We start from the raw sequence: 22,602 nt of genomic DNA on the forward strand, positions 1-22,602 counted from the left end.
CTATGCGTTCCAGCCGAAGATGAAGTCGAAGTCGAACGCCGAGTTCGCCGGCGTTGCAACACCGCTTTTCCAGAGCAGATAGAGTGCCGCGCCGTCATAGACTGGAGGGAAACTTGGGAACGTCGTCGTGAAGTCCATCGCCGTATCCTGCCCAAGTACGTTCAGCGGGATGCGTCCAAGCTGCTTGACGTAGGCCACCGTGTAGCTGCCAGACGTGTAGGTCGCGTTGTTGCGAATGCCCTGAATCGACTGGATGCCCGCATCGGCTGCCTGCAGCGGCATGAACGGCCCCATTTTGCCGGCACCAGTCGCGCCGCTGTAGAGCACATGGCTGTTGGTCGCAGCCGTCTTGCCGATCGGCAGGCTCGGCGTCGTCGGAGTCGCCCGCGAGGCCGTTCCCGCGCTGTTGGTGTAGTTCAGAGCAAGCCCCGGAGTGCCCGCGCCGAGCGCCGTGGACGAAGGGTTGAAGAAGATCGCCTGCACGCCAGCACCATCGCTGTACCGCGGCAGCCGGCAGGTCAGCGTGTGCGTTCCGGTCCCCGCGTCGGTATAGGCAACGACCGTGCCGGCCAGAGCGTTGGCGTAGGATGTTGCCACCTTCGCCGTTGTCGCGCTCTGCCTGACCAGCCAGTAGTCCGTGCCGGCAGACAGCCCGGTCGGCAACGCGCCGCCTGAGTTCGTGAAGCGGACCTTCTGATAGTTGCTCCAGTCGTTCGCGTAGGTCAGCAGCAGCCCGGTCGAACTCGACGCCGTGAATGTGTTGCTGTTCACCGTCGCCTGTTCCGTCGTCGTCGTGACCGTCGTCACCCGATGGAATCCGAGCACATCGACCAGCAACAGCGAGCCCGGCACAACGGTAGCCGCCGCCGTATTGGCGATACCGGCAATCAGCGTCTTGAAGTCGTCGCCGTTTACGCCGACGTTGCCACCGTGGTAGATGCATCCGGCGTTCGTCGTGACATCGAACACGGACTGGAATTGCAGGTTCGTCCCGGCGTCGAAGATCGCATCAGCCTGCGGATAGCCGCCGCCGCGGAACAGCGTGTGCCACTCGTTCGCCACCGCCGCAGCGGTCGGGTTGAACTGCTTGGAACCAGATTGAATCCAGCGCCGTTGCTCGCCTGATACCTTGGCGACGAAGTTGTCATGCGAAGTGAAACCGCTCATGTGGTACTCCAAACCGTTGTGATATCGCCGGCAATCGGCGCGCTTGCCAGCGTGCCCACCGGCTTGCAGATGAAATTGAGATAGGCGTCATCCTTGATGGCCGGCAGTTCGCCGTACTCCAGCAAGAAGTCGGTTTCAGACGGCGATGTGATCTCGTAGCACGACAGCCGAGCGATCGGCTTGACCAGCACCAGCGCCAGCAGGCCCACGTCGCCGGTCAGGAACTCGACTTGCTGGATGCTGCGGACACCCGCGTCGCCATGATCCAAGGGCACGAACGGCCCCGAACAACCAGCGGTCGCCGTCGCCGACGTGGTGATCGTCCCGGACACGACTTGCGTATTGCAGACCATCGTCGGCGTCACCCTGCCGGCCACCCCGTCGCTGTTGGTATAGGTCAGCCGGAATTGCGCGTTCCCGACGTAGCTCGACTGTTCAACGACCATGATCTGCACCCCGCGGCCGTCCGTGTAGCGCGGCAGGGTCGCGACGTTGGTCAAGTCCTGCGTCCCGACATCCATCGCCACACCGGGGTAGAACATCAGGTAGTCCAGCAGGCGCAGCGCCAGCGGCGCAGCGGTCGCGGTCACGATCTGCAGGCAGACGTTCCGCAGCATCTTGGTGTAACCCGGCTTCGACTCGCCGTGATCGAGCCCGCCGTCCGTGCTGCGCGCCATCGGCATCGCGGCAAGAGGGGCGGCGAAGTAATACTGTGGCACCGGATTTCCTGGCGACATCGACAGGTCAAACCAGATCCCGCTTGCCGTCGTCTGGCTTGGCGTTTTGACGAACGAGGCGAACTGGGTTTGCCCGGCGAGATGCGCAGCGTTCAGGTCGGCGATGCGCAACGTCATGGTTCGCCCTCGGGCTGATCAGGCGGCAGCGCCTCGGCGTCTTCATCAACCACGTCGAAATCGGCGACGCAAGCGCAAGCCTTGTGATTCTGCGCCCCGTCGACACGGACGACCAAACCGCACTCCTGGCAGGTGTAGCGCAGAACCATATCAGGTCGCCGATACCGTCGCGTCGCCGATCTCGAAAACCGGCTTGATGTTCTGCCCAATCGCCAACTCCGCACCGAGCGTGCCGATGATCCCCTGCGAGATTGGCCCGCTGGCGGTGTCAACGATGACAAATGATCGAGCGTATTGGAGAGCCCCGCCGTCCGTCCGCTTGCCGAAGTTCCACTGCGTCGCGTTCGTGAACGAGCTCCCTCCGTCGGTCCATGCCGATGATTTTGTCAGCGCGATGCGCGCATAGCCCGTGTAGGTCAGTTCCGCAGCGATCGGCGCGGATTCGTCCGGCGAGGCCAGCGACACCAGCGCGACATACTGCGTTGCCCCGGCCCGATAGCTCGGGTCGGTGCCCTGAAGGTGCATCTTCAGGGTTGCGTTCTCGGTTGCGTCAGACATGCTCATTGCGTTACTCCTGTGGTGTGATTGTGAATCCGACTGGCATGCCGTCGCTGTTCATCTCGAAGCGAACGCGGACAGGCTTCCTCGGCTTGTCCTGCTTGGCGTCGCGCGCCGCGATGACCGACAGCATGCGCTTGGACATATCCTCAAGGCGCGCGCCCCACATCGCGTCACGAGCAGCGAGCAGGTCGCGGACGGCGGCCTCGGTCAACGCGGGCGGCAGTTCCGGTTTTGGCGGCGGCTCTGCGGGCTGCTGTTTGCGCGGCAACAGAATGGGCATGCGATCAGCCTCCAGCTATGCAGGCGCGGAATGCTTCCAGCGCGTCAATGTCTGCCTGCAGCGAGTTCAGAGCCGTGTCGGCATCGACTTCGTGGTCAACGAGCTTTCCTGAATCCGCGTCGAACGCCTTGATCTTCACGGTCTGGCTCTTGCGGAAACTCCTTGGCGGCAGCTTGGCCTGTTGTTGTGGAGCGTCAGGAGGCGTTTCACGCTCCGCAACTGGCGCAGCGGCCGGCGTAGGCTCTGCAACTGGCGACGGCTCGCCAAACCGCCCGAAATCCGGCTCGCCGCCCAGTTCGTCGATGACTGCATCGGCGTCGATCCCGCGCCCGGACGCAATCACACGGAAGTCTGCAATCTTCGCCCGCGCCGCATCAATGACCGCTTGCTTGTCCCGCAACTCAAGCGCCAGAATGTGACCGCGCCCGCGAGCACGCTCGACGCCAGCAAGTTCCCGCTCCACTTCGCGCAATCTGTTCAGCGCGATCCTGATTCGACTCAAAACCGCCGGCGGGACGGCTTCTGGCTGACTGCCGCTGGTAGCGCGGCTGGTTGGCTGAGCAGAAGGTTCTGCCGATGGCTGCTCAAAAAGCCCTCCCATCGGCTTTGCAGCGGCTTTTCCGTCCTCGCCAAACTGAAAATTGTCTGGGTTCTCCGCGCGCTTCTTGATCGCATCGTCGAGGGATTGCTTCTCTGCAGCCTTCTTGGCCGCCTCCTCTGCCGCTACTGCTTCCCTCTCGGCCTCTGCTCTTGCTCTCTCCTCGGCCTCAGCGGCGGCGACCTCTTCCGGAGTCTGGCCGCGCAGAGCCAGGGCTGGCCTGGCCTTGTCCTCCTCCTCCGCCTCCAGGCGGGCGAGGAACTCCGGGTAGTCATCAGCCAGTTTGGCCATGCGCTCGGTGAACACCGTCGCGCCGACCTCGTTCGGCGAGTACCGCATCGCGTTCGCGAAAGCGTCTCGGTACTGCTTGGAGAATTCCTCGTAGGAAAGGTTTGCCGCGGGCGCGGCCGGCGGAACGATTACTGCTTCTTGGCCGCCTTCGCCTTGGCTTCCGCCTCGGCCGCCACCTTGAGTAGCCGGGACCCCGCCTGCAGCGCTTCGTCGTCCCGGTCCTCCTCGCCCCGCTCCGCCAGAACCTGGCCCAGCAGGCGGCACGCCAGCGGGTTTTCTTTCGCCCTGTATTCCTTCATCGGCTCTGCCTTTCGTGATGTCCGCCAGCAGATCGGCGGCGCTCGTCCGGTTTCCAAACATGTCGGCGCCGGCGGACGTCGCGGACGCCAGAGAGAGATACTTCTCCAGATCGGAGACGAGTTTCTCCTTCCCGACGGCGCGCGTCAAGAACTTCCCGGTGTAGAACAGGCGCAGTGCTTCGACGGTCAGATCCGAAACCGCATCTCCGGTTTCGATGTCCCGCTGATTCACGAGATCGAACAGAGAAGCGCCGTCACGCCGCGCCTTCTGGATCAGGCGCACCGCAGCGACAAGGTTTCCGGTGATGTCTACCTCTGGCGCTATGGCCTCAAGCTTGGCCGAGTCGCGCATGTTGGCCCACGCGCCGGCCACCGCCTTGAGCGCTTCGCCGATCGCCTTGATGTCGGTGTCGATCGAGTCGAACAGCTCCGCTACCAGATCAGCGTCGCCATAGGCCGCATGCATCAGTGCGGCTTGGATTCTCTGCCGCCCCATCGGCGACAGCGTCCCGGCGTCGGTCATCATGCCGGCGATGTCCTGTCCGGACTGCTGCAGCCTGCCCACGAAGGCGCGAACGAAGTCGCGGTTGTCGGCAGCAGCGACGTCACCGGGACGGAAAAGCTCGAGCACGGACGAGTCGAGGAGCGGGGCATCCTGGCGGGCCAGCTCGGCCGGAGACATCCCGAGACCCTGCGCCTGGCTCTTGGCCGCCATACCGGCCGTGTTCGCGGTGTCGGAGTAGACGCGAACCAGGATCGGGTTCGGAGTGGCCTGCAGCGCGCCGGGAGAAATCCCGACGTTCGCCAGATCCTTCGCAAGCTCCGTCTGGTACGTGCCGGCGTTCCCCAGCTCGTAGGCGGCGCGCAGGCCGGCCGTTCTGCCGTTGTTCAGTGCCTTGATGGTGCCAGTCTGGCCAGCGGCGAACGCGGGATTCACGCGGCCATCGGCGAAGTTCGACGGCTCGACCTGGCTCGCGTCCACCACGGCATAGCCGAACGGCACGCGCTGTCCGTCGGACATCACCGCGACGTCTCCATTCCCGAAGCTCGTCGCCGGTATGCGCGAGAGATCGTCACCCACAGCGAACACCATGGGAGCGCCTGAATCCGGCGTGCGGCTCGGTCCGAGACGCATGTAGTCCGGGTTGCGCGCGATCTCGCTCATCTGGATGACCGATGCCGCCCGGGAGCGGTCCCGGTTCTGCAGGTTGACGTCCTGGCCGGTCGGCGCCGGCGCCGGTTGCGTGCCGGTATTCGGTGCCGTATTTGCCGGTTGCGTGCCGGTATTGCCTATTGTCCCGGCGGCACCGGATACCGCGGCGGATTGCGCTTGTTGTCCCGGTGCTGCCGGCTTGGTGATTTCGGTTTCGTTGCCACGTGGAACGGTTCCTTCTTGCGGTTGAGAAACGGGGACGCCCGCCGGCTCTGCCTGATTGGTGGGGAGAGAGGGTGCGGCAGTGGATACCGGGGCGGGGGAGATCCCCGGCGCGGCGGGCGTGTTCTGGACTGGCTCACTGCGCCATTGGAGCTTTCTTCTGAGGGCAGCGAGTTCTTTCGGAAGTTCTACACGAGACGGCGGAAGCACACCAAATACCGGATCGCCAGCGACTGACGGATGGTCGGCAGGAACATCAACATACCAAATGCCCATTTCAGGGCTACGCGACGCCCATCCTTCAGCATCGCGAAGATCAGATGTAAACCACAGCGGGCCATCGACAGATTCAGGGCTACCGCCGTGGTAATACCTGACAAACCCAGGTGCCGGGGATTGCTGCTGCGTATTCTGTGCGGCTGCGGCGAGGCCGGCTGCTGGCTGCTGTGTTCCATGTACTCCAGGAATTGTTCCCGGTGGAATCCCGTTTGTTCCCGGGGGAATCCCGGCCGGCGGCACTCCCCCTTCTTGGGGGATACCTTGGGGGATACCTTGGGGGATACCTTGTCCATCGTTTTGGGTGCCCGCTGGCGGAGCCGTTGCAGCACTGGCCTCTGCAGCCTTCTGCAACGGCCCCTTCGCAAGATGCGAACCGCCGCCTGTCACGCCGCCCATGACACCACCGATGGCAGCGCCAGACAGAGCGTCCGCGATGACGCCTTGCATGGCAGACTGGTTCGGGTCGAGATAGTCACGAGTCGCGACGTTCTGCACGGCTCGCTCGCCGCCAGACTGCAGCAGTTCTTGCCCTGCTTCCTTCGCAGCGTCCCGACCGATGGCGCCAAGGATTCCGCCCTTGGCTCCGGTTGTGACTCGCTGGAAAGCGCTGCCAAGCGCGCCGCCGCCAGTCAGAGCGCCGATGCCGCCAGTGGCAAGCGTGGTGCGCGCCATGATGTCCGCAGCGCCCTGCTCGGCGATCTGCTGCCGTGCGGCCTGCTCTCCGATCTGCGCTTCGAGCGCGGCGAAGCCCGGCATCTTCCGCAGTTCGGCCAGCGGCTTTTGCTCGATGTCCGACTTCCACTGCGCCGCATTCGACGCCCCGGCAACGGCGCCCTCTGCCGCGCCGAAGCCCAGCGCAGTCGGAACGCGAGCGGCGAGATTGCCGGCGAGGTTCGTAGCCCATCCGCCAATCGGCGCAGCCGTGCCGGCAGCAAGCGGCGCGAGCGCACCGCCAATGCCACGTGATGCCGCCATGCCGGCAGCGCCTCGCAGACCAGCAGCAGCGATGCCTCCTGGGATGGCAGCGGCAAGCACCGACGGCGCAGACTGCGCAGCGCCCATCGCGAGAGCCTGACCCCATCGGTCGCCAAGCTTCGGCAGTGCAGATCCTGGATCATCATCGAACACCTGCGACTGCGCGGCACGCTGGCCGGCCGGCGTCATGGACTTCAGAAACGCCTTCTGCGCGGTGTCTCCGGCGAGCCTGAGATTGCCGCCGGTCTCATCCGCCCCTGCTCTCTCCGCCAGGTAGCCGATACCCGATACGAGGCCGCCAACGCCGGATGCAGCGCCCTTCAGGTAGTCCGTGGCAGTCGGTTTCGCTCCTGCAGGAGACTCGTCGCCGAGAGGACGGAATGACGGCGACAGGGCTTCGTCATCGATCGGCCTGAATCCCATCTGCTTACTCCGTCACAAACCTTCTGCCGTTGATTACAACAATCTCGCCGGGCTTGATCTGGCCTGCCTTGAGGGCTGCGTTGGCATCTGCGTCCGTGGCGAATGACTTGTGTGATGGCTCGACGCCAACCCTCTTCCACGTGTTCGTCGCACGGTCGAGCCGGTCGGTTGTGCCGGTCTCCTGGTCGAAGCGCACCTGTTCGCCGGTCGTCGGGTCTATGTGGAAGCGGTACGGCGATTTCTCGTGCTTGCGCTCGTCGGTCGGCTTCAAGACTCCGGCTGCAATCCCTTTTGCCTGCGCCTTCTTGATCTTCGCCTCGTCGCCACTCTCAATGGCATCGGCGATTCCTGCGCGCGCCGCACGTTGCGCGGCCGTGTCCTGCAGCTTGTCGGCCGACTCCTGTTCACGGACGCTCTGCTCGCGGCCCTGAATGCCAAGCGAAGCCCGCCGGTAACTGTCGGTCGAGGCCAGTTCGGCCGCGGATTGCTTGGCCCTTGCTGCGACCGCCGCAGCCTCGTTCGTAGTCCTGGCGGCATCGTTGTCCATCCCGGCCGCGCGGCCGGCCATGCCCATCAGCAATCGTGCTGCGACTCCACCGCCTGGCCCCCTGCTTTCGTCGAGCAGGATCTTCTCGGCAGCCTGCCGGTAGCGGCCGGTGTCGGCTGGCTGCGCCGGCTGGCTGGCCTGCATGACGCCCATGCTCGCCGGCGTGGTGACAGACTGAGGCGCGGACGATGCGATGGACGGGCTGCCAACCGGCGTCACGGCGCCGGTGCGGTTGTTGCGGACGGAGCCAGTGCCAGACGGCACCGGGTCGCCAGGCTGCGGGAACTTCGCCTGCGACCCAACCGCGGCTGACGTTGCGGCGCCCGCAGGGGCCACGTTGACCGCTTGAATCGCTGACGGACGTCCTTCATTCGAGTATCCGTCAGCCGGCTGCGGCTGCGCTGGCCTTGTTGTGGCGACTGGCGCCGTAGCTGCCGGCAAGGCCGCATTGCTCGCCAGAATGCCGGAACTACGGCCCTCGTTCGAGAATGCCGCCTGCTGGGGCACGGCTCGGGGACCGGTGAGGCCGACATCCGGCCGCAGACCCTGCCCCTCGATCAGCCTTTGCTGGAAGTCGTTTGCCGGGGGCGCAGAACCGTACATCTGCTGTGCCGTGACCGGTTTCTGTGCGCCACCGATTGTCAGCGGCGATCCGATTGCTGGCGCATTCGCGATTGCCTGTGCAGCCTGTTGCCGGCCCTGCGGTGTTGCCAGTACTCCGCCTTCTGGCAGCGCCGACAAGAACTTCGGACGGCCGTCTTCCTGTGGAGAAGCGCCGGCGGCGTACTTCCCGCCATCGGCCATCGGCGCTGGCGGCTTGCCGTTGGTCTGCTCGATCACGTCTTCAACGGCGGCAACGGCGCCCGGCGTGCGCATCGTCTTGGCAGGCAGGACCGCGACGCCCTCGCCGTTCGACACGTGAACCTTGTGCCCGGCGAGCACGACCGGGATGCTGTCGGACGTTCCCGATCCGATGCCGAGCACCGGCAGAATCCCGCCGCGGGCGTGCCCGCCACCAGATCTTCGTGATGCCGACTCCCGACCGGGTGTGACCCCGTCGAGAATGCCGCCATCCGTCATGCACTTCCGTCGCTTCATCCTTCGCGCCCTCGTCGACACGCGTCTACCGATGGCCGCCAGCCTGCCATGATTGGCGAACGATTGACGACCTACGAACTGCTGCCGCTGGCACTCAACATGGTGTTGCGCGTCGCCATCGCTGCGCCGGACATCCGCGCCAGCATCTCGGCCTTCGCGACCTGCGCGTCGACGATCGCCCGGCCGCCGCCGAGCGTCACCTGCAACTCGGTACCCTTGGCCTGGTACCACGTCGCCAGCGCGGTGAGATCCAGAGACACGTTCTTCTGCAGCGCCTCGACCCGCATCTGCTCCTCGGCGACCGTCGCCGAGTACAGGCGCGTCGCCGCGTCATAGAGGTTCGACTTCGCCGCCAGGATGGTCTTGGCGTACTCGGCAGCGCCGTTGGGCTGGATCATGGCCGTCTTGATGAACTCGCCAAGAGCCCCGACGAACGCTGTGCGCAGCCCGATCGCCTGCTGAATCGCGAACTTGATGTTCTCGTTCGCCACGGTGAACGAGTTCACGGCGATGTCGCGCGCCACGGCCGCCATCCGGGTCGCCGACTCCTGCTGCAACGAGAGCAGCGCCGCCGCCGTGGCGCCAGTCGGCATCGAGAAGCCACGCGCTGCCGTGGCATCGATGATCGACTGCTCGGCGCGCCCAGCGTCCTGCATCTCCTTGTCGCGAGCACGGTTCCAGATTGCGTTCTCGACAGCCACCGGGACGTACCCGCCACTCGTGATCGTGTCGATGATCCACTGGTCCGATCCGCTGCGCACTGCCCCTGCGATGTCCGGGAAGAACTCCGCCAGGTAGTCGATGATCTGGGGCTTCAGGTCGGCGTTGAAACTGCCGAACGCATGGTCAAACGCATCCCTGACGTCGACGGAGAAGTCGGTCGTCGGTAGCATCGGCTTGGCGATCGCGCCCGGAATCACATCGGCCGGCGTCGGCGTCGCACCGGAGTAATCGCGGACGATCCCGCCAAGCGCCGCCGCGACGGTGACGTTCGTATTGCCCACCTCGGTGAGCGCCTGATCAGCCAGATCCTTGGCTTCCTGGAAGGCGTTGTTCGCTTCCTGGATGATGTCGTCGACGGTGGTCGTCATGCTGATTCCTCTCTACAAGTCTCCGATGGCCGCCAGTATTCCGGCGACGATCGTCTGTACCGCGTCGCGCTCCGGGTTCGCTGACCAGTTCGTACCGAGCAATTCCGCGACCTCGGAAGCGTGCGCCGGCGGGTCTTCCCGCAGGTACCCGCGCAACGTCTTCGCCCGGGCGCGCATGTCCAGATGCTTCAGCCCGGAGAACCGCAAGATGGCGTTCGCGCCGAGATGTGGGACCGGGGCCGTGAACATGACCCGGGCTGGCGTTCCTGGCGGATCAGATGGGTTGGGAGACTGCACGGGCGTCATGCCGACGACGACCAGCCTGCCGCGTGCTGTGTCCCACCGCATGCGCAGAATCCCGTAGATGTCGACGCCGTCGATCAGGTGGTCTGCCGGATCGACATCCCAGTCGCGCTGCCAGTACATGCCCAGGCTCCTCCCAGACCGAACGGCGCCGAAGAGGATTGCGTCCACGCGCCGCACCGATGCCGCGGCAGTGAACAGATGGAAGCTTTCCGGTTGCGGCCCGGGATACCGATTGTCGAACCCTGCGAGCGAGCTTTTCCGGATGGTCAGCAGGCGCAGGTACTCGGCGATGATGGCCGGCGCCGCCCATGTGATGTCGTTGGATGACACTATGGGCGGGTTGGCGAAGCCCTGGGAGAAACAGTATGCGGCTGGTGACCGGTCGGAGTAGGATTCGCTCCCGGTCCACAGGGTGCCAGGTGTATTCGGCAGCGACCCGGCTGCGTGCGCGTGCATGTCTGACAGGATCGGACCGCTTGTCTGCGGGGTATCCTGGTCGATGGCAGCCTCTGAGTGCTTCGTGTACCAGTTGTCGTAGACGTTGGAGTAGAACACGGACGAGAACAAGTCCTCTGTGGGGTCAGATACTTCTTTCCATGCCGCCTGGTACTCTGTTGTTGTTGATGTCCACGTCCCAGAATGTGTCTCCACCACATCAGACACAGCCCCGGCAGAGTCAGTCAGTTTGAAACGAAGCGAAACATCCCTTTTCTTCTGAGTCGTGCGTACGTTCTTTGCCCAGATCCCGCTAGTTGAATCGGTTGTGGCATCGTCAGACACGACGGTCTCAATAACCTCCTCGATCAGCGGAATATCGGTTGGTCCGAATACGCGTTGCAGCTTGATCGAAGCAGGATGGTTGCCCTTGACCACCGCGTCCCACTTCGGCCACAGATCGGGCTCCCCCGCGAAGTCGAACGCCATCGTGTCCCTGGTCATCGCCTCTGACCACGTCGACCTGCGGTCTAGCATGCGCGAGCAGAACTCGGACAACTGCGCGTCGGTCCATCCGGCTTGGCTCAATATGTTCGGCACCTGGTCCTCTCCGTTGGAGTAAACGCAGTCCGCCGGCACAGCGAATGTGACTGCCCGCGTCGGCACGTATCCGAACGGTCTCCCTGGATCGTACAAGTTCGAGTCATAGAACTGAATCGAGGTGGACCCGTCCCAGCCGTTGATCAGTCTTTCGTCTCTGGTGTCATAGGGGAACGTGGCAATCGTTTCCCCGTCGTCAAGGCAGACAATTGCGGTCGCCTCATAGTATGGGGATCCAAAGCCGTTATCGAGCACGCCATGTACCGACAGCTTCTTTCCCGGCCACGGGCTCGGGAACGACACCAGGCGGTAGTCGACGCCGGCCGGCTCCACGATGGCCATGTTCTTGTGCGCGTGATACTCCACCCTGACGCCGGTGGCGTCGTCCGTCGCTGACGGCGTGCCGAACGTCCGTCCGCCAAAGGTGGCGACCACCCTGTGCGCCGCGTCGATCTCGTCCTGGCCGACGGCAGACCCGTCGCGGCTGACGACTCGCAGCCCCTGCATGGCCTACACCCGCCTCCGGTCGCTTGGCGCGACGAGAAGCTCCAGCGCGTCGATCTCTGCGTCGGCGCCCGCCGTGTTGCTCAGTTCGATCTGCCAATAGACGCCGGCCAGACCCTTGCCGATCTGCACTTTGGCCGGGGCCATGGTGGCCGTGGCCCTCGAGAACGTGTAGCTGTACTCTTGCCCCTCGACTCGGCACGTCAGCACAAGCGGTTCGTCGCTCTGCGCGCCGACGTAGGCGGTGGGCACGCGCTTCACCCGGGACGACCCGAGGTTGGAAGTGCCCAGCGTGATCGTCATGTCGATCGGCACCGAGTCGTCCGCGTCGCCGCCCAGGCGGAAGATGCCCGCCTCGTTGGCGCCGTAGTATTCGCCGTCGATCAGGGCGAAGGAGTTGAAGCGGAACCCCTCGTAGAAACTGCCCGCGCCCGTGTTGAGGTTGTAGGCCCATCCATCCGTGAAGTCGGCAACGAACTGCAACCCGGTGAGCACGGAGACCAGCGAGGCAGCAGACACCGAGTACACCGCTGCGACAGGCGCCGAGGTGGACAGCGCCGAGTTGCTGTCGACGGCGACATCGAGAAGGCGATAGGCCGACGCCGTATGAACGGCGAGCACAGAGCTGTCGGCCAGCACAACCAGAATGACCGGCGACGACGCGCTGGACGAAGCCAGAACGGCGGAATCAGCGAACGCCAGGCGCAGCGGCTCGCCGATCAGGCCGGTGGCGACCGAGACGCCGCTGTCCACAGACACCGCGGCGACGCCGATCGCGGTGGCGCTACCGGTGATCGATGAAAGGCTCGCGCTCGACGAGCCCCCCGCCCCGGTGATGGCGCCTGCGCTTCCCGTGATGGCGCCCAGGGGCACGACGGACACGTTCCCCGACGACGCGGTTGCTGATCCGGTGATGCTGTCGAGCGTGACGGAACTGGTACCGGTGGCTGGCGGCGCCGACTCTTGAAGCTCAAAGTTCCAGAGGTGCCAATAACTCCGGCCGGAAGTTTCCGATATGGAGCCAGAGCTTGAACCGGATCCCCCAAGGGCTTTGGTTCCAACATCAATGTGGAAATTGCCGCCTGCTGTAGAGCTGTCGGCGGCAACTTCTCTGGACCAACCAGACGGAGTAGGCAGGCGCTCGCTGGCAGCCCCTCCCTGCCCCCACCACAAGTAACACGCAACCGAATTCGCGGCGGTAGACGTGATGCTTGAGACGCTTTCCCCAGCAACCGCTCCGGCGTTCTTTTGCCATGCGGCACCGATACCGGACGCCCCGGAGAATTGGCAGATCACACCATTCGCCGCGGTGCTGGCTGGGATGGTAACGGTTGGCGCTGTCTCTGAGCCGTCAGCGATCCGATACGCAAACGACGTGTAGCCGTACGACGCTTGCTGCTGCCCGTCGAGTTTCGTCCATCCGGCGGGCCAAGTATGCGTCCCGCTTGTTGATCCTGACGCAACGAACCCGAGCAAGAGATTGCCGGCCGTGACGCCAGACGGGAGGGTCAACGAGATGTCGTTGCCGAAATACTGTAACGAGGCCGCCGAGTTGACGAAGGAGATAGTCATGTTGGCCGCCGGTCAGATCAATCAGGCGTTCGGCATCGTGCGCTGGAACGAGGTGATGGAGGTTGCGATACCGCTCGTCAGGGCTGTGCTCGTCATGTTGATTTCGGCCCCGGACGTGCCGATCGATCCGTCCTCGCGGAAGAACGCCGCGGCCGAGTCCAGCGATCCCGCGTCAGCAACACTGCCGTACTGGCGGTAGTACCCGGCGGTGCCGGACGACGCATTCACCCCGGACCAAGTTTGCGAGGCCAGTTTCGACACGGCGCCGCTCGAGGGCTCGCCGAACTTCAGGCCGTTGGCCGGATTCACGCCGCCGGCCATGTTGCTGTCGGTCTTGGTGAGCGTCGTCGTGGTCGACGCGACCACGAATCCGTTCGGGCTTGCTCCGGTCCCGGGGAGCGCCTTGATCGTGACCACCGCCCCGCTGCTCGTGGCCGTGTACTCGACGTTCGACTTGTTCCGGTTGATCTGCAGGGCGATATCGGCCGCGGTCTGGGTCAGCGACGTGTTGTACGGCACTGCCCCACCGAGGATGTCCACGCTGTTGACGGTGAGCGTGTTGAGCGACCCGGATGCGCCACCGGTGAGCGTGACGCTGCCTGTGGCGAGAACTTCTGCCGTTCGCGCGGCGCTGTTGTCGGTGATGGTGCACAGCAGGGTTCCGGTCACCGCGGCATCGGCGTTCGCCGGCTGCGACCCGCTGTAAATCTCCATCCGCCCGTTTTGGAACATGTCCTTGTACGAACCACCCGCGGCGAGGAAATTTCTGGCCGCGGTCGAAAGCTTGATGGTCATGGCGTGCCTCTCAGGAGCTGGTCATCGTGATGGAACTGGTCACCTGCAGCAGGTCGTCGTCGAAGACCGATTTGGACGACGCGAAGCGCACGGCAGATACCAGGGTGCCGGTCGTTCCGCCCTTGGTCAGCAGGGACGACATCACAACACCGTAGACGGTCTTCGTCGCGTTCATGGTGAACACCGCTTTGCTCGCCGCGTTCGTGACGATTCCGCCGGATGCCGCGGCCGGCACCCACAGCACCCTGTTCGCCTCGTCGTAAGCGGTGCACTCGGTGGCCGCAGACGGGAACGTCGCCGCAGTCAGTCCGGCCACCGGCGTGTAGTTCCCCTCGAACAGCGCCACGTACCAGTTCGGCGTCGGAGAGCCGGCCCGCAGCGCCACGTTCAAGATGTGGTTCAGCCCCTCGGTCGGGACCAGGTTGTGGACGGTCTCGACATCGATCAGCTTGCCGTTGCGGATGTGCTCGACGACGTGCTCGAAACCGACGCGCAGGATGGCGCCGCATCGCTCGTGTTTCATGGTGTGCTTCTCCTGATGATCTCGGCTTCCGCGTAGGAGCCGCATTGCAGGCTCGATGCCTGCGCGTTGTTGCCGACGACGACGAACTGACGCAGGCTGTCCTTCTCACGGACCAGCGAGGCCGCGCCGCTCATGTCGCCGGGGGCGATCCGTTTCTCGGCGACGATCGACGCCTGGCCGCCGTCCAGTCCCACGATGGCCCCTCGCTCGGAGAACCAGATCGGATCACCAGTGCTCGGAATGATCGCCCGCGACCGCGGCACCCCACCGAATCCGAACACCGTCCGCATGCTGGCTTCCGGAGTGCCCGGAGCGCCGATCCAGTAGGTCTGATCGGCACAGACGTAGATCCCACTCGCCGCGGCCGCGATCAGCGACACGTCGGCCGGGAACTGGTAGAACTGCCTGCGCCGGTCGACGTGGTCGAAGTCCAGCGCCTCGGTGCCGAAGACCGTGTTGCCCCTGGCGATCCAGACCCGCCCCAGGCAGTAGTCCATGTCCGACCCGTAGGGCGGCGGCGTCATGTGTCTCGTGCGCAGTTCCGCACCGAACGATCCGCGCGTCGACAGGGTTGCCGCAGCCGCCACCTCGGCAACCCGAAAGAACGCCTCGCCGTTCGCCGTCGTCAGGTAAAGGCGCTTGGCGACGACGGCCGAATCGGATGGCACGGGCAGCCCGTAGAACCCGATGTCCGCCGGCGACGCGAGCGTGATGCTCGACGATACCGATGCGCCCGACTCCCGGCCGTCGGCCAGAACGTAGGTGATGACCGCGTGATAGGTGCCTGCATCGAGCGCACCCGGTCCCTGCACCATCAAGGGCGGCGACACCGGTACATCGACGCCCCAAGGCACGACAGCCAGGCTGTTATCGATCCGCCCACGGCTGGCCGCCGAGTTGAAGTAGACGCGCCCGTTGACCTCGATGTAGCAGAGCGGGCCGCTGTTCGGTGCCAGCGTGGTGATCGCCTCCTTCGTGCCGTCTGCGAACAGGCGCCAAAGCGACTGCCCGGAAACGAAGAAAGCGGCGCCCGAGCTGCTCGCCCACAGGCTGTGCGCGCCCGGCTCGGCAAGAAACGGAGAGAACCCCTTGCGCCGGCGAATCTTGCCCGACTCGAGCACGTCGGCGTTGACCGCCCGGCGGAGCGTTTTCGCGTCGAGCTCGTGGTCGGCGTGGATGTTGTCCATCCCCGATGGCCAGCCAGAGAAGGACAGGGGACGAATTCCTGCGTTCATCCTGCTTCCTCTCGAATCACGGGGCGCTCACTGCTGCTTCGGACGCATCCTGCAGCGCGGCGGATTCCATCGCGAGGCTCCACAGGATGGCGTAGAGCTCGCCGTGGGTGATCGTCTGGCCGGTGAGCGCGCCGGTTTCCGGGTTGCGCAGGGCAAGCGTGGCACTCGGGTCGTACCAGGTGGAGCGGCCGCAGGCCGCGGTAGGTGATGCCGGGGTCGCGGTAGCTGACGGTGAGGTCGCGGTAGTGGACGGGCATCATCAAAACCCCGCGAGTATCACGTTTTCGGTGATGGCTAGCATCAGAAAGCCACCTTGGCCGGGTTAGCCGCAAGGCACCATTCTCCGTCCCAGCGCAGAAATATAGGCCCCTCGCGGGAATACGTAGACGCTTCCAGAGTCGACAGAGAAATGAGATCAAGCTGACCTGCTGCCTGAAGCGTCAATACTGCCTGCAGAAACTCGGTCGCGAAGTTGATCGTATTGTTTCCGTCATCCGGCGGGCTGCCCGCATCTCCGTAGAACCGATGGAAATAGACCCAGCCCAACTCCTTCCCGGCTACACACAGATCGACCAACGTTTTGACGCTGCTGGCAGCATAGGTGTTTTTCAGGTCAAAGCCGCCGTACTGCCCGCCGGCATGATAAAAGCGGTTGTACTTTCCGTTGACCGGGATGTACCCCTGCGGAGTGACGATGTTCAGGTCGAGATTCCACAAACTTGTCAAATCGTTCCACGGTTGAACGCCGAACTCCGGGTCATTGACTTTTCCTCGCGCGCCGAGAATCCCGTAGTTTTGCAATACCGTCGCGTAGTCCGTCAGCGTCGTCGTTTTCTCGTTCGTATTCTGGTACTGAGTGGAAAACCGGGAGCGCCTCAGCCCGAACAGGTCGAACGCAGCGTCACCTCTCGCCAGATACTCGGTGAGTTGCTGCGCTGTCGTCGCGGCACCGATGCTGGTAATCGTTGGCACCGCAGAAACGTGCTGAATGATGTCCCAGCCGGCTTGCTCATACCGCGGCAAGTCTGCCGCGTCGCAGTCGCCATTGGACGGCACGCGCTCGCGACCAATGAGGGACAAGACTCCAGGAAGGCCGGCGTCAAGCATCGCGTCGCCGAGTTCATCCACAAATGATTGGTACGCGCCATCACCCTGAACGATCAACCGGGCTTTGTCCCATTCCGGGCTATACGCTCGCGACAGATAGACTGTCGCGGCTCCAGAGCAGGAAATCGTCAGATGCAGAGCCTTGACTTCATATTCCGGGGCGCTCTGGCCCCACGTCGCCGGACTCCCTGCCGTGTATTTGTTGCGGTAGGGGCTGCAAATATAAGTGCGGTACTGATCTATCCACCTCGCCGCACGATCAGGCCCCTGATTTCCGAACGGCGTCTTGACTGTCGCCGCTTCCGTGATGATCCAGTAAACTCGGTTTGCCGCAGCGGCGTCATTTGCCAGGCCAGCATACAGCCTCGTCGTCAAATCCGAATATTTCAGCCGAAAATGCACAGTCGGCAGAGCTTTCGGGTAAGCAGCCAGGTCGGTCTTGACCGGGATGATGACGACTTTTGACGACACCGCGCCTGACATGGTGAACTTCAGGACGAACCCGCCGAACTCGTTCGCGTCGGCCTCTGTGGTCATGACGACGCCAGACGGAACCGTTGCGGCTGCAAGATCGAGATTGCCGAATGCGGCTATCTGCCGATTTCTCGGCAACGGCAATTTCTGCGACTCCAGCCCCATGCTGCGATGCGCGGCCGCGTGCGCTGTGCTGGTATCAGCCAGCATCCCTGCGAGCAGTGAGCCCACGGTTGCCCGCTTTCCTACGCCGCCGGCTTCGCTGTCGGCGATCAGGAGGTTGTCTGAGTCTACCGGCGTTGCCTTGCTGCTGGCGCCGGCGATCGCGGCGCCGAGGGCGGCATCGGTCGAGTCGAGCTTGCCGGCAAGGGAAACTGACAGCCCTGTTACATCACTGACGACGTGAGCATGGATTGTCGGCGCAGCGCCAATGCTGGCCGGAGAGATTGCATCAGGCTGCCCTGTTGCGTGTGTCGCAGCGTGCGCTCCTGGGATCCCTGGTGTGTAAATCGGGGCTCCAGGGATACTGACGCGAACACGAACGCCATCAGACACTTGTCGTCACCTCCGGCAGCACAGTCAGCGCAGACTCGGACGAGCAGATCGCATCCACCGCTGTCGCACTGACAAGTTCGATATCAAACACGTAATCCCGCGCTGGAACAGCGTCGAGCGAGTCATCTTCCAGCCTGATCCACACCGTACTCGTCGCGGCGTCAATCTCCAGCGTCGCGTCCGTCGTGTTGAGCGCCAGAATCACATCGCCGCCGACGCGCGTCTTGACATCCATGCGGGCAGACGTGTAGCTGGTCAAGCTCATCGGCGCGTAGAACGCCAGGTATCCGCCGCTGGTGTAGGTCTTGAAGTTCGCCGAGCTGATTCCATCGAAATCGACCGTATCGGCGTCAATCCACGTGACGCGATGGAACTCGTTGTCCCGGATCGAATTGCTATCCACGGCGTTCAGTTCCGTCATGCCCTTCGCGTCGACGATCGCCACGTACCAGCCGTCCGGGATGTTGTGGCCGGGAGCAGTGACGCGCAGTGGGGCGGACTTCGCCATTGCCGAGATTGCGGCGAAGGATAGCGTTCCGGTTTCGAGGCGCAGCGGGATGTCGGCGGATGCGCCTTTGCGCACGGAAAGCTTGAGCTTGCTCAGCACGGCGCTGACCTCACACCCATGCCCTCACTCTGTGCGGCCGATTGGCGTTGTTGTTGCGCCGATGGTCCGCATCCGGCCGCCGGCCGAAGTAGTCTTCAAAGTCCGCGAGCCCCTGGTCGGCCCGCTTCTTGTCCCCGAAATCCGCATCCGGAACAGAGTAGGCCCGGTACCGAACCCAGCCGTCCAGCCGACGATGATGCGCGACGGAGATCTCCGGCTCATCAGAGTCGTCCGCCATCGGATTGACCGGTGTGCGATAGCACTCGAGCCTCAGCTCCGCGTACACCGCCACGATCCGGTTGAGCGTGATCGACGAATCGTCGTGGATGAAGGCGGTAGGCCGCTCGATGGTGTCTCGCCAGTCGCGGAGCAGCCGGTCCTGCTCGTAGCGATCGGACGCAGAAAGCCAGTACGTCGTAGCGCCCTCAACGATCCTCGCGGTGCGAACCTCGACGACCCGCGCCGGCAGCGCGATCTCGAAATCGCCGGGGATGAGCAACAGGTGAAGTGTCTCGCGCAGCAGGCTCTTGCGAATCGCCGCCTCTTCGACCGCTTCGTTGAACCAGCGCGTCAGATCGAGATTCGACCAGTTCGGTGGGGTGCTCGTGTCGCGCTCATCGACGCGAAACGCGCGGGTGAGTTCGGCGAGCGTCATCCGGCAATCCCGAACTGATCGACCAGGCGAACGGCCTGTTCGCGTAACGCGGCGACGCCGCTCCGCCCGTCGACAGGCGCCCGGTAGTTGGTGGTGATGAAATTGCGCAGCCCATCGCGGTCCATTGTGGCGATCGAGTCGCGGACCGACTGCTCCGGCGAATCGGCCCTCTCCCGCTTGTCAGCGACCTGGCCAATCGGCTCATCCAGACCATCCGAAGTGGGCTCCGCAGATACCGGATCGGCTCTCACGTACTGGTCGATGTGAACCAGCATCTTCGCCGCCACTTCAGGGATGACTGCCTTGACCTGTCCGCGGACCCACAGCCCGGTGCCGTAAAGCGCATCCAGGTACTCGTCGGTCTTGCCGATGTACTCTACCGGCGTGGCGACAACTCTCGACGCGCCGACGACATTGACCACATCTTGCATGCTGAACTCCTTAGGATCGGGCAGCCCGAGCATCCGGACTGCTCGACAAGCTGCCTCGATGGTTACGGCGCGCCGACGACCTGGCCGGTCACGATGACGTCGAGGATGCCGGCGGCCGAATGGTTGGCGCCAGCATTGGTCAGGACCAGGTATGCGTTCTTGGGCAGAACCACCGGCGCAACGGTCGCAGAGTTGACCAGCCTGGCCAGAGCCGACAGAGCCGTACCAGCGGCAAAGAAGAAGGCATCGTTCTGCGGCACGGCGGTCGAATCGACACCGTCGACGTACTGGAACCCGATCTTGCAGGTGGTGGACGCCGCGAATGCGTCCGAGATGATCAACTCGGCGTTCTGCAGCTCGGTGCCGGCCGGGATGATGCCCAGGCGAACCACGTCGCTGATGAGGATGGCCGTCGCCTGGTCCGAATCGACGATGACGCCGCTCGCGTTGGTGGTCATGTTGTACCGCTGCCGCCAGACGTTGCCATACGGCACGCCGCCGTGACTGCGAGCCTGGCGGATGTACTTCTTGGTGACTGTTGCCATGTGTTTCTCCTTCTGGGCGCGCGGTCAGCTTCGTTACCGCGCGCCGGTTGATCAGTTCGCCCTGGTTACGGAACCAGCCTGACGGCAGTGTCGATGGCGATGACTCCGTGGTCGGTGTATTCCATGCCAGACCCGAAGTCCATCAGGTAGCGAATCTTCGACTTGCCACCGATTCCGCCGACGAGCACTTCCAGCTTGTCGTCGTGGTCCAGTTCCTTCTCCGACCAGAAGTACGAGTCACCGCTCTTGCGCGCCTTGCCGAACGCCTCGCCAAGCGCCTGCCCGCCAAGCAGAATCGCCCGGTCGATGGCGAACGTCGTACCGAACGCCGCGGGCACGAGGTCCGTTGCCGTCTCGGTGAGGCTTGACGTCGACGCGCACCAGCGCAGGCTGTCGCCGGCAAAGAACCGGATCGGCTTCGGCATCTTGACGATGAGGATGCCGTTCCACAGGCCGGCCTCGCCCATGAAGATCGGGTGGTTCTTGGCCATCCCGGCACGTGCCATCGCGTTGGCCTGGAAGGTGCGGAAGTTGGTGCTCTGGACGATCGATGTGTACTGCTCGGACGACACCAGCAGCACGCGCAGCGGGGCATCATCGGCGGCCTGATCGCCGTCGAACCGGACCCCCTGCGGCGGCAACGGCATGCTGTCGAGTTTGGTGCGCAGCGCGTCGATCACATCGGCCGTCATGGTGTCGGTCGAGGCGATCGTGATCTCGTTACCGGCCGCAACGACCTTCTTGAGCGAACCGGACGACGCCAGGTAGTGCCTGTTGCGCGTCGGCGCGCGAACCGGGTTGATCATGATGCTGGAGAAATCGGGGTCGGAGGTCAGCGGCACAGCCCATTCGATGTTGTAGTCGGAGCCGCGTGCGCCGGCCAAATGCACCAGCGCCGACTGGTCCTCGTAGCGCTTGATGAAGTTGAGCGCCTGAGCCCTGGCCAGCTTGCGCAACTGATGCGGCGTGCGCTGCTGCGACATCGAGTCGCCACCACTGATCGGCTTGCGGTACTGGTTGATCCGCAGTGAGTCGAACGCGAAGTCCATGGGGTCGCCGTTACCCTCGGCGTATGCGGCGCCCATGATCGGCTTGCCGCCGATCGGTTGTACGAGGTCGAACTTGATCTCATCGCCTGGGCCTCGGGAGAGGTCCTTGCAGCGCACGATCGGGTAGTCGTTCGACGTGTGGAACCGCAACTTGTCTTCGGACTCGTCCTGCGTCGGCATCTTGCCGGCCAGGCGGTTGAGGATGGTGAGGCGCTGCATGCACGCCGAGAAAAGAGCAACCGACTGCAGACTGATCGCCTGCGGGGCGCCGTATGGGATGGCTGTGGTGGTCATTGTGTAGCTCCAGCTAAAGGGATTCGCGCGCCATCACGGCGGGCTTTTCGTCGGTTACAGGATTCGTGACACGGCGGCCTCGATCTGGTCCGGTGTCATCTTGGAGAACTTCGCGGACAGTTGAGCCGGGCTCATGTTGAGCATCGCCTCGGCCTCGTCGTGGTGCGGAACGGACGCAGACGGGATCGCCGACATGCTGTTCGGAGCGGGAGACCTGGCCTTGGCGATCGCCGCTGCGGCCTTGGCCTCGATGTCTCCGGCCCCGCTGGCGTCGGGCTTCGGCGGGGGCGGATCGACGTACATCTTGACCACTTTGGCCACCGCATCCGCGAGCGCCTTGTCAGGCGGCGAGCCGTTGTTCGCGTACAAGGCACTCAGCGCCTGCACTTGAGCGATGGCTTCGTGGTTCGCCTGCTGCCCGGTGTGATCCAGGAACGGATAGTCGGCGATCGCCTTGGCCGCAGCAGCCTCCACCGCCTGTTCTGCGGCGCGCTGCCTGGCCTCGGCATCACGGCGTTCGATCCTCTGGTACGCCGCTTCCTCGGCCCTGCGCGTCAACTCGGCGTCGATCTTCTCCTGAATCTCGGCCTCGAGCGTTTCGTTGTCAGCGAACACCGCCTCGCGCAGCTCGCGGCGCAGTTCCTTCAGATCGACGGGCGGAGTCGTTGCCGGCTCCATGGGTGTCTCGGCCTGCCGCTGGACAAGAGCCTCTTCGGCCCTCGCCTGCCAGTACCTGGCTTGCTCTCGGGCTGCCTGAAGCTCCTCGAACGGAATCGTGTGCTTTCCGTCCTTGGCCAACACGACTGGTGCTTCCGGCGGATCGCTGCTGGCTTCCGCAGGATCGACCTGCTGTTGCTCCGGGTTCGTCTCATCTTCTGCCGCAGCGTCGGGCGGAACGCTGGAAATTTCGCCCTCGATTGACTGGCCCTCTGCCAACTTGGCCTGGTCTTCGGCACTCAGTTGCTCGAACTCTTCCGGATGCGCCAGGAAGTAGTCGAAGTCCTTGCTCATTGCTACGCGCTCCATCTACGGGAGTCGCCTGCCCTCACGGCAGGCTATCCGGTCACATATCGCCGT

The 22,602-nt window shown here is 64.1% G+C and carries 20 protein-coding genes; 1 reads left to right on the top strand and 19 read right to left on the bottom strand.

Features of this window, described 5'->3' with window-relative positions; all coding sequences use genetic code 11:
- From V5B60_RS18685 to V5B60_RS18710, 6 genes are all read right to left on the bottom strand, one after another.
- The gene (locus V5B60_RS18685) at positions 1-1,167 is read right to left on the bottom strand and encodes a hypothetical protein (RefSeq protein WP_332349097.1); all 1,167 of its coding nucleotides are present in this window, start codon (positions 1,165-1,167) and stop codon (positions 1-3) included.
- Positions 1,164-2,021 carry a hypothetical protein gene (locus V5B60_RS18690; RefSeq protein WP_332349099.1) on the bottom strand — a complete coding sequence of 286 codons (858 nt, stop codon included), beginning with the start codon at positions 2,019-2,021 and terminating at the stop codon, positions 1,164-1,166. The genes V5B60_RS18685 and V5B60_RS18690 overlap by 4 nt, the downstream gene beginning before the upstream one ends.
- A gap of 150 nt (positions 2,022-2,171) precedes the next feature.
- Complete coding sequence (locus V5B60_RS18695; RefSeq protein WP_332349101.1) at positions 2,172-2,585, bottom strand: phage tail fiber protein; 414 nt, start codon at positions 2,583-2,585, stop codon at positions 2,172-2,174.
- A 4-nt stretch (positions 2,586-2,589) separates the two neighbouring features.
- Positions 2,590-2,862 (bottom strand): hypothetical protein, encoded by a 273-nt coding sequence (locus V5B60_RS18700; protein ID WP_332349104.1) that lies wholly within the window; start codon positions 2,860-2,862, stop codon positions 2,590-2,592.
- Between the two features lie 4 nt (positions 2,863-2,866).
- Complete coding sequence (locus tag V5B60_RS18705; RefSeq protein WP_332349106.1) at positions 2,867-7,102, bottom strand: hypothetical protein; 4,236 nt, start codon at positions 7,100-7,102, stop codon at positions 2,867-2,869.
- 4 nt (positions 7,103-7,106) lie between these two features.
- Complete coding sequence (locus V5B60_RS18710) at positions 7,107-7,868, bottom strand: hypothetical protein (protein ID WP_332349108.1); 762 nt, start codon at positions 7,866-7,868, stop codon at positions 7,107-7,109.
- Positions 7,869-8,213: 345 nt separating this feature from the next.
- Here V5B60_RS18710 and V5B60_RS18715 point away from each other — a divergent pair, with 345 nt between their 5' ends.
- Positions 8,214-8,678: a hypothetical protein gene (locus tag V5B60_RS18715; protein ID WP_332349112.1), complete on the top strand. Its 465-nt coding sequence runs from the start codon at positions 8,214-8,216 to the stop codon at positions 8,676-8,678.
- Positions 8,679-8,818: 140 nt separating this feature from the next.
- Here the strand turns inward: V5B60_RS18715 and V5B60_RS18720 are convergent, their stop codons facing one another.
- From V5B60_RS18720 to V5B60_RS18780, 13 genes are all read right to left on the bottom strand, one after another.
- Positions 8,819-9,838: a hypothetical protein gene (locus V5B60_RS18720; protein ID WP_332349114.1), complete on the bottom strand. Its 1,020-nt coding sequence runs from the start codon at positions 9,836-9,838 to the stop codon at positions 8,819-8,821.
- 12 nt (positions 9,839-9,850) lie between these two features.
- Positions 9,851-11,686, bottom strand: a complete 1,836-nt coding sequence (locus V5B60_RS18725; RefSeq protein ID WP_332349116.1) for a hypothetical protein — start codon at positions 11,684-11,686, stop codon at positions 9,851-9,853.
- Between the two features lie 3 nt (positions 11,687-11,689).
- Positions 11,690-13,255: a hypothetical protein gene (locus tag V5B60_RS18730; protein WP_332349117.1), complete on the bottom strand. Its 1,566-nt coding sequence runs from the start codon at positions 13,253-13,255 to the stop codon at positions 11,690-11,692.
- A 21-nt stretch (positions 13,256-13,276) separates the two neighbouring features.
- Entirely contained in the window at positions 13,277-14,050 is a 774-nt protein-coding gene (locus V5B60_RS18735; protein WP_332349119.1) for a hypothetical protein, read from the bottom strand.
- 10 nt (positions 14,051-14,060) lie between these two features.
- Positions 14,061-14,573: a hypothetical protein gene (locus tag V5B60_RS18740; protein WP_332349121.1), complete on the bottom strand. Its 513-nt coding sequence runs from the start codon at positions 14,571-14,573 to the stop codon at positions 14,061-14,063.
- Positions 14,570-15,808, bottom strand: a complete 1,239-nt coding sequence (locus V5B60_RS18745) for a hypothetical protein (protein WP_332349123.1) — start codon at positions 15,806-15,808, stop codon at positions 14,570-14,572. Before V5B60_RS18745 ends, V5B60_RS18740 begins: the two co-directional genes overlap by 4 nt.
- Before the next feature lie 300 nt (positions 15,809-16,108).
- Positions 16,109-17,944: a hypothetical protein gene (locus tag V5B60_RS18750; RefSeq protein ID WP_332349125.1), complete on the bottom strand. Its 1,836-nt coding sequence runs from the start codon at positions 17,942-17,944 to the stop codon at positions 16,109-16,111.
- Positions 17,937-18,551, bottom strand: a complete 615-nt coding sequence (locus V5B60_RS18755) for a hypothetical protein (protein WP_332349127.1) — start codon at positions 18,549-18,551, stop codon at positions 17,937-17,939. Before V5B60_RS18755 ends, V5B60_RS18750 begins: the two co-directional genes overlap by 8 nt.
- A gap of 10 nt (positions 18,552-18,561) precedes the next feature.
- On the bottom strand, positions 18,562-19,206 hold the full coding sequence (locus V5B60_RS18760; RefSeq protein ID WP_332349129.1) for a hypothetical protein: 645 nt from the start codon (positions 19,204-19,206) through the stop codon (positions 18,562-18,564).
- Positions 19,203-19,637, bottom strand: a complete 435-nt coding sequence (locus V5B60_RS18765; RefSeq protein ID WP_332349131.1) for a hypothetical protein — start codon at positions 19,635-19,637, stop codon at positions 19,203-19,205. Before V5B60_RS18765 ends, V5B60_RS18760 begins: the two co-directional genes overlap by 4 nt.
- A 62-nt stretch (positions 19,638-19,699) precedes the next feature.
- Positions 19,700-20,182: a hypothetical protein gene (locus V5B60_RS18770; protein ID WP_332349133.1), complete on the bottom strand. Its 483-nt coding sequence runs from the start codon at positions 20,180-20,182 to the stop codon at positions 19,700-19,702.
- A gap of 65 nt (positions 20,183-20,247) precedes the next feature.
- Positions 20,248-21,525, bottom strand: coding sequence for a N4-gp56 family major capsid protein (locus V5B60_RS18775; protein ID WP_332349135.1), 1,278 nt, complete (start codon positions 21,523-21,525; stop codon positions 20,248-20,250).
- A gap of 54 nt (positions 21,526-21,579) precedes the next feature.
- Entirely contained in the window at positions 21,580-22,536 is a 957-nt protein-coding gene (locus tag V5B60_RS18780) for a hypothetical protein (protein ID WP_332349136.1), read from the bottom strand.
- Positions 22,537-22,602: the final 66 nt, after the last annotated feature.

Source organism: Accumulibacter sp., from assembly GCF_036625195.1.
Lineage (GTDB): Bacteria > Pseudomonadota > Gammaproteobacteria > Burkholderiales > Rhodocyclaceae > Accumulibacter.

Coding starts and splice junctions, on each gene's coding strand:
- V5B60_RS18780 (WP_332349136.1), bottom strand. CDS start 22,536: ATGAGCAAGGACTTCGACTACTTCCTGGCGCATCCGGAAGAGTTCGAG.
- V5B60_RS18725 (WP_332349116.1), bottom strand. CDS start 11,686: ATGCAGGGGCTGCGAGTCGTCAGCCGCGACGGGTCTGCCGTCGGCCAG.
- V5B60_RS18685 (WP_332349097.1), bottom strand. CDS start 1,167: ATGAGCGGTTTCACTTCGCATGACAACTTCGTCGCCAAGGTATCAGGC.
- V5B60_RS18765 (WP_332349131.1), bottom strand. CDS start 19,637: ATGCAAGATGTGGTCAATGTCGTCGGCGCGTCGAGAGTTGTCGCCACG.
- V5B60_RS18705 (WP_332349106.1), bottom strand. CDS start 7,102: ATGGGATTCAGGCCGATCGATGACGAAGCCCTGTCGCCGTCATTCCGT.
- V5B60_RS18770 (WP_332349133.1), bottom strand. CDS start 20,182: ATGGCAACAGTCACCAAGAAGTACATCCGCCAGGCTCGCAGTCACGGC.
- V5B60_RS18775 (WP_332349135.1), bottom strand. CDS start 21,525: ATGACCACCACAGCCATCCCATACGGCGCCCCGCAGGCGATCAGTCTG.
- V5B60_RS18690 (WP_332349099.1), bottom strand. CDS start 2,021: ATGACGTTGCGCATCGCCGACCTGAACGCTGCGCATCTCGCCGGGCAA.
- V5B60_RS18730 (WP_332349117.1), bottom strand. CDS start 13,255: ATGACTATCTCCTTCGTCAACTCGGCGGCCTCGTTACAGTATTTCGGC.
- V5B60_RS18760 (WP_332349129.1), bottom strand. CDS start 19,206: ATGACGCTCGCCGAACTCACCCGCGCGTTTCGCGTCGATGAGCGCGAC.
- V5B60_RS18695 (WP_332349101.1), bottom strand. CDS start 2,585: ATGAGCATGTCTGACGCAACCGAGAACGCAACCCTGAAGATGCACCTT.
- V5B60_RS18735 (WP_332349119.1), bottom strand. CDS start 14,050: ATGACCATCAAGCTTTCGACCGCGGCCAGAAATTTCCTCGCCGCGGGT.
- V5B60_RS18745 (WP_332349123.1), bottom strand. CDS start 15,808: ATGAACGCAGGAATTCGTCCCCTGTCCTTCTCTGGCTGGCCATCGGGG.
- V5B60_RS18720 (WP_332349114.1), bottom strand. CDS start 9,838: ATGACGACCACCGTCGACGACATCATCCAGGAAGCGAACAACGCCTTC.
- V5B60_RS18740 (WP_332349121.1), bottom strand. CDS start 14,573: ATGAAACACGAGCGATGCGGCGCCATCCTGCGCGTCGGTTTCGAGCAC.
- V5B60_RS18700 (WP_332349104.1), bottom strand. CDS start 2,862: ATGCCCATTCTGTTGCCGCGCAAACAGCAGCCCGCAGAGCCGCCGCCA.